This window comes from Nodosilinea sp. AN01ver1, from assembly GCF_050565655.1.
Lineage (GTDB): Bacteria > Cyanobacteriota > Cyanobacteriia > Phormidesmidales > Phormidesmidaceae > Nodosilinea.
Window position 1 is genome coordinate 19425 of the sequence record NZ_JBNXVS010000044.1, and the last position, 12439, is coordinate 31863.

General features: G+C 60.2%; 15 protein-coding genes and 1 tRNA gene. 7 read left to right on the top strand and 9 right to left on the bottom strand.

The features are described 5' to 3' along the window. Positions 1 to 3 precede the first annotated feature (3 nt). The 4 genes from ACQ4N7_RS24365 (at position 4) to ACQ4N7_RS24380 (ending at position 3369) form a co-directional block, all read left to right on the top strand. Complete coding sequence (locus ACQ4N7_RS24365) at positions 4 to 1161, top strand: cysteine desulfurase family protein (RefSeq protein WP_430714045.1); 1158 nt, start codon at positions 4 to 6, stop codon at positions 1159 to 1161. Between the two features lie 164 nt (positions 1162 to 1325). Beyond that, positions 1326 to 2633, top strand: a complete 1308-nt coding sequence (locus tag ACQ4N7_RS24370; RefSeq protein ID WP_430714046.1) for a tetratricopeptide repeat protein — start codon at positions 1326 to 1328, stop codon at positions 2631 to 2633. Further along, entirely contained in the window at positions 2594 to 3136 is a 543-nt protein-coding gene (locus tag ACQ4N7_RS24375; protein ID WP_430714047.1) for a hypothetical protein, read from the top strand. The genes ACQ4N7_RS24370 and ACQ4N7_RS24375 overlap by 40 nt, the downstream gene beginning before the upstream one ends. Before the next feature lie 23 nt (positions 3137 to 3159). Beyond that, the gene (locus ACQ4N7_RS24380; RefSeq protein WP_430714048.1) at positions 3160 to 3369 is read left to right on the top strand and encodes a hypothetical protein; all 210 of its coding nucleotides are present in this window, start codon (positions 3160 to 3162) and stop codon (positions 3367 to 3369) included. A 145-nt stretch (positions 3370 to 3514) separates the two neighbouring features. On the opposite strand, the gene ACQ4N7_RS24385 is transcribed toward ACQ4N7_RS24380, so the two are convergent. Continuing rightward, positions 3515 to 3587 (bottom strand) — tRNA-Arg (locus ACQ4N7_RS24385). Between the two features lie 146 nt (positions 3588 to 3733). On the opposite strand from ACQ4N7_RS24385, the gene cobO reads away from it, so the two are divergent. The 3 genes from cobO (at position 3734) to ACQ4N7_RS24400 (ending at position 6067) form a co-directional block, all read left to right on the top strand. Continuing rightward, positions 3734 to 4411 carry a cob(I)yrinic acid a,c-diamide adenosyltransferase gene (gene cobO / locus ACQ4N7_RS24390; RefSeq protein ID WP_430714049.1) on the top strand — a complete coding sequence of 226 codons (678 nt, stop codon included), beginning with the start codon at positions 3734 to 3736 and terminating at the stop codon, positions 4409 to 4411. Between the two features lie 106 nt (positions 4412 to 4517). Further along, on the top strand, positions 4518 to 5363 hold the full coding sequence (locus ACQ4N7_RS24395; RefSeq protein ID WP_430714050.1) for an oxygenase MpaB family protein: 846 nt from the start codon (positions 4518 to 4520) through the stop codon (positions 5361 to 5363). Between the two features lie 107 nt (positions 5364 to 5470). Next, entirely contained in the window at positions 5471 to 6067 is a 597-nt protein-coding gene (locus tag ACQ4N7_RS24400; RefSeq protein ID WP_430714051.1) for a GIY-YIG nuclease family protein, read from the top strand. On the opposite strand, the gene ACQ4N7_RS24405 is transcribed toward ACQ4N7_RS24400, so the two are convergent. The 8 genes from ACQ4N7_RS24405 to ACQ4N7_RS24440 all read right to left on the bottom strand — a co-directional run bounded on the left by ACQ4N7_RS24405 (position 6064) and on the right by ACQ4N7_RS24440 (position 12320). After that, complete coding sequence (locus ACQ4N7_RS24405; protein ID WP_430714052.1) at positions 6064 to 6489, bottom strand: YggT family protein; 426 nt, start codon at positions 6487 to 6489, stop codon at positions 6064 to 6066. The two genes, ACQ4N7_RS24400 and ACQ4N7_RS24405, sit on opposite strands and share 4 nt — an antisense overlap. Before the next feature lie 188 nt (positions 6490 to 6677). Further along, positions 6678 to 7856: a TRC40/GET3/ArsA family transport-energizing ATPase gene (locus ACQ4N7_RS24410; protein WP_430714053.1), complete on the bottom strand. Its 1179-nt coding sequence runs from the start codon at positions 7854 to 7856 to the stop codon at positions 6678 to 6680. Between the two features lie 492 nt (positions 7857 to 8348). After that, entirely contained in the window at positions 8349 to 9125 is a 777-nt protein-coding gene (locus ACQ4N7_RS24415) for a YebC/PmpR family DNA-binding transcriptional regulator (protein WP_430714054.1), read from the bottom strand. A gap of 39 nt (positions 9126 to 9164) precedes the next feature. Next, the gene (locus ACQ4N7_RS24420) at positions 9165 to 10220 is read right to left on the bottom strand and encodes a glucokinase (protein ID WP_430714055.1); all 1056 of its coding nucleotides are present in this window, start codon (positions 10218 to 10220) and stop codon (positions 9165 to 9167) included. A 12-nt stretch (positions 10221 to 10232) separates the two neighbouring features. Beyond that, on the bottom strand, positions 10233 to 11054 hold the full coding sequence (gene larE / locus ACQ4N7_RS24425) for an ATP-dependent sacrificial sulfur transferase LarE (protein ID WP_430714056.1): 822 nt from the start codon (positions 11052 to 11054) through the stop codon (positions 10233 to 10235). Positions 11055 to 11166: 112 nt separating this feature from the next. Beyond that, entirely contained in the window at positions 11167 to 11418 is a 252-nt protein-coding gene (locus tag ACQ4N7_RS24430; RefSeq protein ID WP_430714057.1) for a toxin-antitoxin system HicB family antitoxin, read from the bottom strand. Positions 11419 to 11719: 301 nt separating this feature from the next. Beyond that, positions 11720 to 12016, bottom strand: coding sequence for a hypothetical protein (locus tag ACQ4N7_RS24435; protein ID WP_430714058.1), 297 nt, complete (start codon positions 12014 to 12016; stop codon positions 11720 to 11722). Positions 12017 to 12053: 37 nt separating this feature from the next. Beyond that, positions 12054 to 12320, bottom strand: coding sequence for a hypothetical protein (locus ACQ4N7_RS24440; protein WP_430714059.1), 267 nt, complete (start codon positions 12318 to 12320; stop codon positions 12054 to 12056). Positions 12321 to 12439: the final 119 nt, after the last annotated feature.

Consider the following 12439-nt stretch of genomic DNA (forward strand, 5'->3'; position numbering starts at 1 on the left):
GCCATGGTACATCGCCCAATTTATTTAGACAGCCACGCCACTACCCCGGTTGACCCGCGGGTGCTGGAGGCAATGCTGCCATTTTTTACCGAGCAGTTTGGCAACCCGGCCAGCCTCACCCACGCCTACGGCTGGGAGGCCGAGGCGGCGGTGACGCGATCGCGCCAGACCATTGCCGCTGCCCTCAACGCCAGCCCCGAAGAGATTGTCTTTACCAGTGGCGCGACTGAGGCCAACAACCTGGCGATCAAGGGCATCGCCGAGGCCTGCTTTAGTCGGGGCCGCCACCTGATTACGGTGCAGACCGAGCACAGCGCCGTGCTCGACCCCTGCCGATACTTAGAATCGCTGGGCTTTGAGGTTACCTACCTGCCGGTGCAGCCCAACGGTCTGATCGATCTCGACACGTTGGACAAAGCCTTTCGCGACGACACGGTGCTGGTGTCGGTGATGGCGGCCAACAACGAGATTGGCGTACTGCAACCGCTGGCCGAGATTGGGGCGCGCTGCCGCGATCGCAGGGTGTTCTTTCACAGCGATGCGGCCCAGGCGATCGGCAAAATTCCCCTCGATGTAGAGGCCATGCAGCTCGATCTGGTGTCGCTGACGGCCCACAAGATCTACGGCCCCAAGGGCACTGGCGCGCTCTACGTGCGGCGGCGACCCCGCGTGCCCCTGGCGGCTCAGCTCCACGGCGGCGGCCACGAGCGAGGGCTGCGCTCGGGCACGCTGTACCCGCCGCAGATTGTCGGCTTTGCCAGGGCGGTGGAGCTGGGGCTGGAGGAGCTGGAGGCCGAGCGCGATCGCCTGATTGCCCTGCGGCAGCAGCTCTGGCAGGGGCTAGAACCCCTAGGCGGTCTGCACCTCAACGGCCACCCTACCCAGCGGTTGCCCAACAACCTCAACGTCAGTTTTGCGGGGGTCGATGGGCAGGCGCTGCTGCTGGGGCTGCGGGGAACGGTGGCGCTGTCGTCGGGGGCCGCCTGTAGCACCGCCAGCACCGCCCCCTCCCACGTGCTCAAGGCCCTGGGCCGAGACGACGCCCTGGCCTACGCCTCGCTGCGCTTTGGGCTGGGCCGCTTTACCACCGCCGCCGAGATCGAGCGCGTGGTGGCCGGGGTGACCGCCACGGTGCAGGCCCTGCGTCAGGCGGCAATTTGAGCACGGCGAAGGCCAGCGCAATGAGGCATAATGAAAACTAGCTTTGGGGTCAGGGCATCTACAGCAGCGAAAGCAGTGCCCGAGTTTGATGCACACACCGTTTTATACGCCCTAGGGCGTGACGCCAGAGGGCGCAACAGCGTGTCTAGTTCCCCAGCAGGCCTATGACAACCCAAAACCGTCAACTCGGCGATCTTCTCAAAGCGGGCATTGAGCAGGCCCGGCTGGGCTACTTTGAGGCGGCGATCGCCCATTTTTCTCAAGCCATAGCGCTCGATGCCACCTGCGCCAAAGCCTTCTACAACCGGGGCTGCGCCCACCGCGACCGGGGCTACCACGCCGCCGCCATCGACGACTTTTCTGCCGCCCTGCGGCTGGAGCCCAGCTTTGCCAATGCCTACATCAATCGGGGCAGTGTTTACCGCCTGGTGGGGCAGCTGAGCGAAGCCCTGGGCGATCTGGACCGGGCCATCGCGCTACAGCCCACGTCGGTCAAAGGCTACGGCAATCGCGGTCGCATCAAGCTGGATCTAGAAGACTACGGCGGGGCGATCGCCGACTTTACAATTGTGCTGGCTGAGCAGCCCAAGTTTGCCAAAATTTTGCTGTGGCGAGGGCTGGCCTACCTCAAGCAGGGGGCGCTGGCGGCGCTGGCCGAACCCCGGCGCGAGGCCTACCAGTGCGCGATCGCCGACTTTACCCGGCTGCTGCAAAACCAGCCCCACTGCGCCGAGGCCTACAACTACCGGGCGGTGGCCTACTTTCAGCTGCGCAACACCTACCAGGCCACCCTCGACATCAACCGCGCCCTAGACTGTCAGGCCGACTATGTAGAGGCCTATATTAATCGGGGTATGCTGCGCCACGAGCTGGGCGATTTTCAGGGGGCGATCGCCGACTACACCACGGTGCTGGAGCTCAACCCCGACCTGCAAGACCGCTCCTACAACCAGACGCTGGTGGGTCTGGCCCTGGATAGCCCCGATGCCACCCTGAGCGAAGACACGCCCCTTAACCTGCGCTTTCGGCTAGCCGACTTGTACGACAGCCGGGGGCTGCTGCGGGCTCAGGTGGGCGATACGGAGGGCGCGATCGCTGACTATACTCTGGCCCTGCGATTCAACCCCCACAGCGGCCGCATCTGGGCCAACCGGGGCCGCGTGTTTAGCCGCCAGGAAGACTACCAGGCCGCCATTGGCGACTTTGACCGCGCCCTGGTGCTCAACCCCGGCGATGCGCTGGCCCACTGCGATCGCGGCTACGCTCTCTACTTTTTAGACGAGTGGGCGATCGCCCTCGAAGACTTCAACCGCGCCGTCGAGCTGAGCCCCGACCTGGCCGAGGCCTACATTGGCCGGGGCCACACCAGCATTCGCCTGGGTCACGGAGCCAATGCCGCGATGGATGACTTTCGCAAAGCCCTCAACCTGTCATGGGACAGCCGCAAATCAGAGCGATCGCGCCCGCTTTAAACATCGATGCCCCAGACATTATGAGCAAGCAGGGTTCAGCAAGCAGCAAATACCCCTGGCTGGGCAGCGTAGTCGGGGCATTGATGGGTGGCGTAGGCCAATACTTCATCACCGCGCTCTTTTATTACTACGTGTTCAACTGGGGCGGGCCTTTTTTTCGCAATCACGCGGGCGTTAGTTTTCTTGATCTGTTGATGTCTGATCCAGCCTGGCGATTTTTGGGGCTAGCTGCCGGGATAGGGGCGCTCGGCGGTGCTCTAGGTGGCACAACGCGACGATTGGGCAGGGGCGCAGCCCTGGGCAGCGGCACGGTTGGCCTGCTCTACCTGGCGCTGTTTGTGGTGCCGCTCAACGGCATGATTAGCCTGAGCGGCGGTGGCGTCACCGACTACTCAACCGACAAGCAGGCGATTGCCCTAAGTCTGGTGGCGACTGTGGTTTGGGGGGCGATCGCAGGCACCAGTGCTGCTGCCATTAAAAGAAAATCACTGTCTCGACCTTAACGCCTTCACGTTTATATATTGGTTTGGCTTATGAATTTCAGCTGCCCGTGCGCAACCAAGAGCTGGTGCGCCTGATTGCCATTGGCGACTACGGGGCCGTGCGCGACACCATTCACCAGCTAGGGGCGATCGGCTACGCCGACCCCGATCGCTGGTCAAGACTCATGCCCACAGGCCGCGAGGGCGAATATCTCGCCATCCACACTCGCCGCTACGCGCCAGCGCCCGAGTAGACCGCTGGTTTGGGGGTAGTTTTAGCAGCGCTGTGGGGTGGCATAGCTCAAGAGGAATGGTGGGCGGTGCCCACCCTACGGTGCTAAGTACTGAAACCTGGCGCTCCACTGAGTGGAGCGATCGCAACCCTCACAATCAACAAAACGAGCATGGCAGGATTCGAACCTGCGACACCTAGAACCGGAATCTAGTGCTCTATCCACTGAGCTACATGCCCTTAGGCTGCACTATTCTAGCACCTGCCAGCGGCGTTATGATGAGGACTCGCCCCCAAACCAGTGACGATCGCGTCAATGTGTCGCGGCAGCTTAATCTGGCTAAACAGGGCCAGGCTCTGTGCGCCGCATTCTATATATAGACCCCATGACTCAACCCACCGATACCGCTAACCCGCTCGACGCCGCTGCCGCCGCCCTGACCCAGGAGGCTGAGGCAGCAGGTTTATCCGAAGATCAGTATCGCCGCAAGATGCAGCGGCGGCAGGAGGTGCAGCAGCAGCGCATCGCCGATCGCACCGTCGAGAAGGGACTGGTGATTGTTCACACCGGCAACGGCAAGGGCAAAACCACCGCCGCCCTGGGCATGGTGCTGCGTTCCCTGGGGCACGGCTACCGCGTCGCCATTGTGCAGTTCATTAAAGGAGCCTGGGAACCGGCGGAGAAAGCGGTGATGGAGCGGTTTGGCGAGCAGCTCAGCTTTCACGCTATGGGCGAAGGCTTTACCTGGGATACGCAAGACCGCGATCGCGACACCCGCACCGCCCAGGCCGCCTGGGATACCGCCCTCAGCTACATTCGCAACCCCGAGGTCAAAACCATTCTGCTCGACGAGGTCAATATTGCCCTCAAGCATGGCTTTCTCTCGGTAGAACAGGTGCTGGCCGGGCTGGCCGAAAAACCCGAGATGACCCACGTAATTTTGACCGGGCGGGGCGCACCCCAGGCGCTAATCGACCAGGCCGATCTGGTCACCGAGATGACCCTAATCAAACACCCCTTCCGCGAGCAGGGCGTCAAAGCTCAGCCCGGCATTGAGTACTAGCCCCCCCTTCGACTCCGCTCAGGGACCGTCACCCGCCCACCCATCTACCCATCCACCCGCCCACCCCCTTCGGCTCCGCTCAGGGACCATCATCTATTCATTTCCCATGGATCGCTACGCCACCCTGCGCCACGTTCAGCGCCTCGACCCCGAGCGTTCTCACCAGAAGATCTGCCATCTGCTGGCGGGGTACGAGTTTCCGTGGGATGTCACCCGCGCCCTGGAGCTAGCCCTGCTGCGCACCTTCTGCATCCCCAGCGTGTCGGCCCTGCTAGACAAAACCGGGGAGTTTCGCCACCACGCCCAAAAGCGCTACGACGACACCGGCATTGTGGTGTCGGAGGTGTTTAAGCACGGCTACGACAGCCCCCGTGGCGAGGCATTTATTCAGCGGATGAATGCCATTCACCGCCACTACCCAATCGGCAACGCCGACTATCTGTACGTGCTCTCAACCTTTGTCTACGAGCCGATTCGCTGGTGCGATCGCTTTGGCTGGCGGCCCTTTTGCGAGCAGGAGCGGCTGGCCTGCTACTACTTTTGGCGGGCGATCGGCGATCGCATGGGTCTTGCCGACATTCCACCCACCTACACGGCCTTTGAGCAGTTCAACCGCGAGTTTGAGGCCGAGCACTTTACCTACGCCGCCAGCAATCAGCGGGTAGCCGACGCCACCCGGCACATGCTGATTAGCTGGTTTCCCGCCGCCACTCGCTCCGTGGTGAACTGGGGCCTGCCCTGCCTGCTCGACCCGCCCCTGCTCAATGCCCTGGGCTGGCAGCCCGCGCCGAGAGCCGTGCAGCTGGTTGCCGCTACGGCGCTCAAGGCCCGCAGTCGCCTGCTGCGCCGCCTGCCGCCCCGCACCACACCCGACTTTTTTGTCGAGCAACCCATCCGCAGCTACCCCGAGGGCTACACCATAGAGGATATTGGGCCAGATTCGCTGCGTTAGCGCAGCTTGACTTTTAGTCAATCGCGGCTGTAGCAAGAGCCCTTTGGCACGCTAGATTTGGGGTTTTGCCCTATCATGGGAGGCCACAGCCGCTACGGATAGGTGTTATGGCGTCAGACTACCAGCCCTCGCTGCTCTCCGAGACCGACCGGCGGGCGGCAGATCTATCCTGGGCCTACAACCGCCCCGCCGGGTCAGCGATGCCCGCTGCCGAACTCCAGGGCTGGAAGCAGCGGGTGGCGCAGTTTCAGGCGACGGTGCGCTCTGGCCCTGCGATCGCCCAGGGCAGCCTGTTCGATCTCACCGACGCTTCGTCAGCGGCAGCCCTCGACCCCTTTACCCTGCCGCCCCAGAATGCGGAGTTTTGGCGGGGGCAATTTCAGGAGTCGGGGGTGCCCGCCCTCTACTTTGTGGTGGACCACGAGGCCGATCTGCTGCTCTACGTGGGCGAAACCGTCAAGTCTAACCAGCGCTGGAAGGGCGTCCACGACTGCAAACGCTACATTCTCAGCTACGTTGAGGCCCACCGAGGCCACGGGCTGACGGTGGCGGTGAATATTGGCTTTTGGCCCCACGCCGAGCGCGATCGCAAGGCTCGCCAGAGCCTGGAATTGGAGCTGATTCAGCGCTGGCGATCGCCCTTCAACAAAGAAAACTGGGCGACCTGGAGCACCCCCTTCGTCGGCGGCAAGCTAGGGACCTAGCGCCCCTGAGCACCCGGCCCTTGCAGGTAGTTCACCAGAGCAACCCCCAGCCCCCCCAGCAGCGCATAGACAACCATCGCGATCAGATTGTTGAGATCAAAAATCCGCGTGGCGTCGGCATCGGTGGGGCTGATAAAGAGGGTAGAAAACGGCGTCATAAACGGGGCCGACAGATTGTAAATCACCTGGGCAAAAGGGTTGTCGGGGTTAGCGCTCGACAGCCGCAGAAAAAACCGAATGGCCAGCAGCACCTCAAGCGCACCTACCAGCAGCGTAATGGTATTGCGCACCCAGGCTAGCCGAGCCTGCCGCTGGGCCGCACGCAGTCGGTCCTGCTCCTGCCTCAGGCGGTAGACCTCCTGGTTTTGAATCAGCTCACGCTCGTGGTCAAACTCATTGCGTCCGTGGGGTGTTTGGCTCATGGGGGTGCTATCGTTTGCATTCAACGTTCCAAGTGCCAGTCGGCAAATCTCAACCTAACCTAGCTCCAGATACACGCCTAAAGGGGTAGGGCCAAGCTGGCAACAAGAATCCCTACCACCATACCTGAATGGGCTAAGAAAGCTATAGGGCGTAGGTATGAGATAGCGAGAAACGCCGCTCCCAACCGCTAAACGCTGGCAAAGCGAATTTTCAGGTAGTCGTCCTCCATTTTGGCTCCGGCGGGCTGAAGGGCCGCCAGCGCCTGGGGCAGCACCAGGTTGCGGCGATGGTTGCCGATTCGCACGTTGAGTTCATCCGCCGACTTGCTCAGCTCAATCTGGTCTTTAGGAATGCCGGGCAGGTAAAGCTCCAGGCTGTAGTTGCCCTCCTCCTGCACCACTCGCAGCGTAGTCTCTTTGTAGTAGACCTGGGTAGGGTCTTCGTCGGCGTAGAGGGTTTCTTTGAGCCGCTGCAGCGACTCCAGCCCGCACAGCTCCTCAGAGAACAGCGGCACCTCTTTCACCGGCAGGGGGCGAAAGTTCTCGTGAATTTCGTGCTTGTACTGCTGCTGCTTGTCTTTCATAGTCTGAAAGAACGGATCCTGCACCGTGTCGGGGATGATGCGGTTGGCAATCACCAGGTCGGTACCGACGTTGTAGAGGCTGAGGTAGGCGTGGGCGCGCAGCGACTCTTTGATCACCATTTTCTCAGGGTTGGTGACCAGGCGTACCGAGGTGGTGCCCGCATCGGTGAGCACCTTCTCTAGCTCGATTAGCTGCTCATAAAATTCGTAGGGGGCGTCCATCACCTCTTTGGTGGGCAGGTTAAACCCGGCTACTGGGCGAAAGAAGGGCTGCACCAGGGGCCGCAGCGCTTCAGAAACGGCTTGGAAGGGTTTGTAGAGCTTGCGCATGTACCAGCCCGCCACCTCCGGCAGGCTGAGCAGGCGCAGGGCGGTGCCGGTGGGGGCCGAGTCGATGATCAGCACATCGTACTCGCCTTCGTCGTGGTGGCGCTTCATGCGCACCAGGCTAAAAATCTCGTCCATGCCGGGCAGAATAGCCAGCTCTTCGGCCTCAATGCCCTCCAGACCGCGGGCCTGGAGCACGTCGGTGATGTAGCGTTTTACCGCGCCCCAGTTGCCCTCTAGCTCCATCAGGGCGTCGAGTTCTGCGCCCCACAGGTTGGGCTGCACCAGGCGAGGGTCGTGGCCCAGCTCCATGTCAAAGCTGTCAGCCAGGGAGTGGGCCGGGTCGGTGCTGAGCACCAGGGTTTTGTACCCCAGTTCGGCACAGCGCAGGCCCGTGGCGGCTGCGACGGAGGTTTTGCCGACGCCGCCTTTGCCAGTCAATAACAATACCCGCATGTGGGTGTCCTCGCCTTTTCCTTATGGTTCCCTATTTCTATAATCTATAGGGTTTTTGAGGTTTCCGCAGGGTACGGCGGGGATTGAGTTGGGGTGCGATCCCCTGAGTTGTTATTTTTTCTACGCTTAAAGGTTTTTGGCGGCAACCTCTCCTGCTGTAGGGGCGAACCGTTGTTCGCCCAGCGGGGTGTCTGTCTTGATAGAGATTTGGGGACGACGTGTATGGTTTTGGCGGGGTGTTCGTAGCGCACAATTGGGGAGAATAGCTAGATCTACCGCTGGGTGCATTTCGCTGCCCCCAGACCCCCACGACCAGGGTTCACCGCCCTGGACCCAACGGAAAGAAGTGACGGATCATGGGTTTAAACGTCTGTTCTGCAAATAGGTCTCTCGGTGGCATTCAGCTGGGTAGGGTGGGCATTGCCCACCTTGATCTTTGACTTCTAGACATATTGTCTCAAGCGTTGGACGATCGCTTTCTTTATCCGCTTCCTAGGCCGCGATCGCATCCATCAGCTCCTCCGCCAGATCAAAGTTGGCGGTCACCGACTGCACATCGTCGAGATCTTCCAGGGCGTCCATCAGCTTGATCAGCAGGCGGGCCTGGTCGGGGTCATCGACCATGACGGTGGTGCTGGGCAGCCAGCGCAGCTCGGTCTGGTGGATGGTCAACCCCTGAGCCTTAAGGGCGGTGTCTAGGGATTCCAGATCGGCAGGGGCACAGAAGAGGTCGGCAGCGGGAATTTCTTCGTCACGGCGGCCCAGCACCGTAGTGAGTTCATAAGTGTCGGCCCCGGCTTCCATGGCGGCTTCTAGCAACACCTCTTCATCGCCGGGGTGAATGATGGTGACCACGCCTTTTTGCTCAAACATCCAGCCCACGCAGCCGGTTTCGCCCAGGTTGCCGCTGCTTTTGCTGAAGGCGGCGCGCAGGTCGGCGGCGGTGCGGTTGCGGTTGTCGGTCAGCGCCTCGATCAGCACGGCGATGCCGCCGGGGCCGTAGCCCTCGTAGCGGATGGCTTCGTAGCTGTTGTCGGCACTGAGATTACCAGACCCTTTGGCGATCGCGCGGTCGATGTTGTCGTTGGGTACCCCGGCGGCCTTGGCCTTATCGATGGCGGTGCGCAGCTGAAAGTTGCCCGCCGGATCGCCGCCCTGGCGGGCCGCCACAATGATCTCCCGCGACATTTTGGCAAAGACCTTGCCCTTAACCGCATCAACACGGGCTTTCTGGCGCTTGATATTGGCCCACTTGCTATGACCTGCCATACCTCACAAACGGGTGCACTGCATGCTTGATTTTATCGCCTAGGGTGCCGCCGCTCGCAGCGCCGCCCCAATCAGCCCCACCTGGGGGTTGAGCACGATGTGTACGGGCACCCGGTCGAGCAGGGGGCTGACCCGGCCCTTATGGCTAAAGGCGTCAAAGAAGGTGCCCGCAATCATCAGGGCCAAATTTTTGGCGGCGATGCCCCCGGCTACATACAGGCCGCCGTAGGGCAGCAGCTTGAGGGCCAGATTGCCCGCCTCAGCCCCGTAGGCGGAGACAAAAATCTCCATAGTTTTTTGGCAGAGGCGATCGCGGCCCTCGGCGGCAGCCAGGGAAATCACCGCCGCCGGGTCAATGGTTTTAGTCGAGAGGCCGGTCTGGCGCTCCCAGGCGGTAATGGCTTCAGCCACCTCGGGGGTTTCGGTGGCAAACTCGCGATCGCGCAAGAACTGGTAGATCGCCACAATGCCCTGGCCCGACACCACGCGCTCCACCGACACCCGCGAGATCTGGTGCTTGTCGATCAGGTAGCGCATGAGCTGAAACTCCAGCTCGGAGCGGGGGGCAAAATCGACGTGCCCGCCCTCGGAGGGAAACACCAGGGGCCGCCCGCCGGTCGCCAGGGCAAACCCCTGCCCCAGTCCGGTGCCCGCGCCGATGATCGCCACGGGGGCGTTGCCGTCGGGTTCGCCTTCTTGCAGGGTGTGAATATCCTCGGGGGCGAGGCCAAACACGCCGTAGCCCACGGCCTCGAAGTCGTTGATCAGCTCGACCCGGTGCAGGTCTAGCTCGGCCCGCAGGCGATCGCCCTCCAGCGACCAGGCCAGGTTGGTGAGGCTGGAGGTGTTGTTGACCACGGGGCCTGCGATCGCAAAACAGGCCCGCTCCGGGTCGTAGCCGTGGCCCGCATCGATGGCGGCCTGGTGCAAAAATTCTTTCACCATCGGCACCAGGTCGGGGTAGGCCTGGCTGGAGTAGGTGCGCTCAAACTCAGGTTTAAGCAGGGGCTGGCCTGAGGGCTGGGGGGTGCTGACTTCGACCAGGCGCAGAATGGTTTTGGTGCCGCCAATGTCACCGGCAAGCAAATAAGTCATAACTGGGGCGTTCTAATGGGCTAACAGGGTAGCGGGTAGCTCCTGGTTTAGCTTACCGCTGCGAAAGCCCTCTAGATCGAGGCTGACGTAGGTGAAACCGTAGCCTTGCAGCGCCTTTACCAGAGCTTCAAGGTCGGTAGCGGCGACAAAATCCTTAATATTTTCTGCCGGAATTTCGATCCGGGCGGTGTCGGCCTGCGATCGCACCCTGAGCTGCCGCAGCCCCAAATGCCGCAGATACAGCTCGGCCTGCCCCACCCGCCGCAGTTTCTCTAGAGTAATTTCTTCGCCGTAGGGAAAGCGCGAGCTGAGGCAGGGCTGGGCCGGTTTATCCCACCAGGGCAGGCCCAGCAGCCGCGAAATCTCGCGCACCTCAAATTTCGTAATGCCGACTTCGGCCAGGGGCGACCTGGCCCCCCGCTCCTGGGCCGCCTGAATGCCGGGGCGGTAGTCGCCCAGGTCGTCGGCGTTGACGCCATCGACCACGTAGGGGTAGCCGCGCCCCAGGGCCAGGGGCTTGAGGGTGTCGTGCAGCTCGCTCTTGCAGAAGTAGCAGCGGTTGACCGGGTTGGCGGCGTAGTTGGGGTTCTCTAGCTCGTGGGTGGCGACAATCTCGTGGGCAATGCCGATCGCCGCCGCCTGCACCCGCGCTTCTTCGAGATCGGCGGGCAGTAGCGAGGGAGAGTTGGCGGTGACGGCGAGGGCGCGATCGCCCAGCACGTCGTAGGCCACCTTGGCCACCAGGGTACTGTCGATGCCGCCCGAATAGGCGATCAGCGCCCGATCCATCCCGGCAAACAGGGCTTTGAGCTGGTCTAGTTTTTGGGACACCATAATCGAACGAGAGGGACAGGGAGTAGAGGCAGAGCAAAGCTACCTTCTACCATCCTACTGATAGCCTTCACGCGCTGCCTATCGCCAGCAGAGCTTCAGCCCTATCTACTAATTACGATTGGGCAAACGGCAGTTGGTCCGAGGGCTGGGGTTCAACATCAGCAACTTTGGCTAAAACGGCCTCGTATTTCGTGCGATCGCCCCGATTGGCCCGCTCCTGCAAATAGCCTTCCGTAGTCAACGCCGAAATCTTTTCAGCGATCGCTAAGGTGATGAATTGATCCATCGAAATTCCACCCTGCTCTGCCAGCGTTTGCAAGCTTTTATAAAGTGAGTCAGGTAGCTGGATGTTTAATTGACTCATCACAACGCTCCGATAGACCTTAGAAATTGTGCTGGGGTAACGACACTGATTCCAAACTGCTCGACGCCAGCGAAATTACGTGTGTTGTATGTCACCAGGCTATCACACTGGGCTCTGATCGCTAGTTTCTATTGCCTTTTTTTCTTGCATAAGGCATGTCAAGATTCTTAAGACTCTTGCCACATAGCTATTTTGTATATTGCCCCGCAGAGAAACAATGTAATCGCTTTTGAAACTAAAAAAAGAGAGGCGGCCAGGTTTATTCTGACCACTTCTCTCAATATGAATTCAACCTGCTTTGTTAGGGTTTCAACAATTTATAAATACCAAATCCGACTGCACCAACAACAACAGCGGGTAAGGCAGCCGATGCCGCTACAACTGCTACTCCACCAGCCATACCAGCACCGCCAACTGTTAATGCGCCTCCTCCTAGCCCTGCTAATGCAGAGCTCGTAGCTGCTGCACCATATATACCTGCAGCATTTGCAGCAGCAATAGCCCCTCCGTAAACTGTAGAAGCTGTCACAACTCCTGTAGCTGCGCCTGCTGCACCAGCAGTACCCATTGCAACGACATCTTTACCTTTCATAAACATCAACTCTCCTTATTTTTATTTGACTTAGCTAATAAAATTACTTTTGTTCCCTATTCATATGCTTGTAAGCTTGTAAGCCTCCATAGGTCAATAATGCACCTATCGCAACAACTCCACCTACTGGAACCATCACAGGAGCAGCTACGATAGTGGTGGCTGTTGTTGTAAAGCCTAACCACCCTGCAATGCCTGCGGCAGGTACGGTTGCAGTTACGGCTGTAGGTATAGTGGCAACTGTTATTGAACCTAAGGAAGATCCCGCAACCGTTGTAATCCCAGCAATCAATCCATTATTCATCTCCACAGATTTTGTTCTCCTAAAAAGTTTTCTTGGTTACAGATAATGGGATCGACATAGAAAAAACACGTACTGAAAGGCAAGATTTATCAGTACTACAATAAGCTTGATAGCCTCTTCCTAAG

Excerpts from the sequence above, each read along its gene's own strand:
- ACQ4N7_RS24365 (WP_430714045.1), top strand. The coding sequence starts at position 4 with ATGGTACATCGCCCAATTTATTTAGACAGCCACGCCACTACCCCGGTT.
- ACQ4N7_RS24370 (WP_430714046.1), top strand. The coding sequence starts at position 1,326 with ATGACAACCCAAAACCGTCAACTCGGCGATCTTCTCAAAGCGGGCATT.
- ACQ4N7_RS24375 (WP_430714047.1), top strand. The coding sequence starts at position 2,594 with ATGGGACAGCCGCAAATCAGAGCGATCGCGCCCGCTTTAAACATCGAT.
- cobO (WP_430714049.1), top strand. The coding sequence starts at position 3,734 with ATGACTCAACCCACCGATACCGCTAACCCGCTCGACGCCGCTGCCGCC.
- ACQ4N7_RS24395 (WP_430714050.1), top strand. The coding sequence starts at position 4,518 with ATGGATCGCTACGCCACCCTGCGCCACGTTCAGCGCCTCGACCCCGAG.
- ACQ4N7_RS24400 (WP_430714051.1), top strand. The coding sequence starts at position 5,471 with ATGGCGTCAGACTACCAGCCCTCGCTGCTCTCCGAGACCGACCGGCGG.
- ACQ4N7_RS24405 (WP_430714052.1), bottom strand. The coding sequence starts at position 6,489 with ATGAGCCAAACACCCCACGGACGCAATGAGTTTGACCACGAGCGTGAG.
- ACQ4N7_RS24410 (WP_430714053.1), bottom strand. The coding sequence starts at position 7,856 with ATGCGGGTATTGTTATTGACTGGCAAAGGCGGCGTCGGCAAAACCTCC.
- ACQ4N7_RS24415 (WP_430714054.1), bottom strand. The coding sequence starts at position 9,125 with ATGGCAGGTCATAGCAAGTGGGCCAATATCAAGCGCCAGAAAGCCCGT.
- ACQ4N7_RS24420 (WP_430714055.1), bottom strand. The coding sequence starts at position 10,220 with ATGACTTATTTGCTTGCCGGTGACATTGGCGGCACCAAAACCATTCTG.
- larE (WP_430714056.1), bottom strand. The coding sequence starts at position 11,054 with ATGGTGTCCCAAAAACTAGACCAGCTCAAAGCCCTGTTTGCCGGGATG.
- ACQ4N7_RS24430 (WP_430714057.1), bottom strand. The coding sequence starts at position 11,418 with ATGAGTCAATTAAACATCCAGCTACCTGACTCACTTTATAAAAGCTTG.
- ACQ4N7_RS24435 (WP_430714058.1), bottom strand. The coding sequence starts at position 12,016 with ATGTTTATGAAAGGTAAAGATGTCGTTGCAATGGGTACTGCTGGTGCA.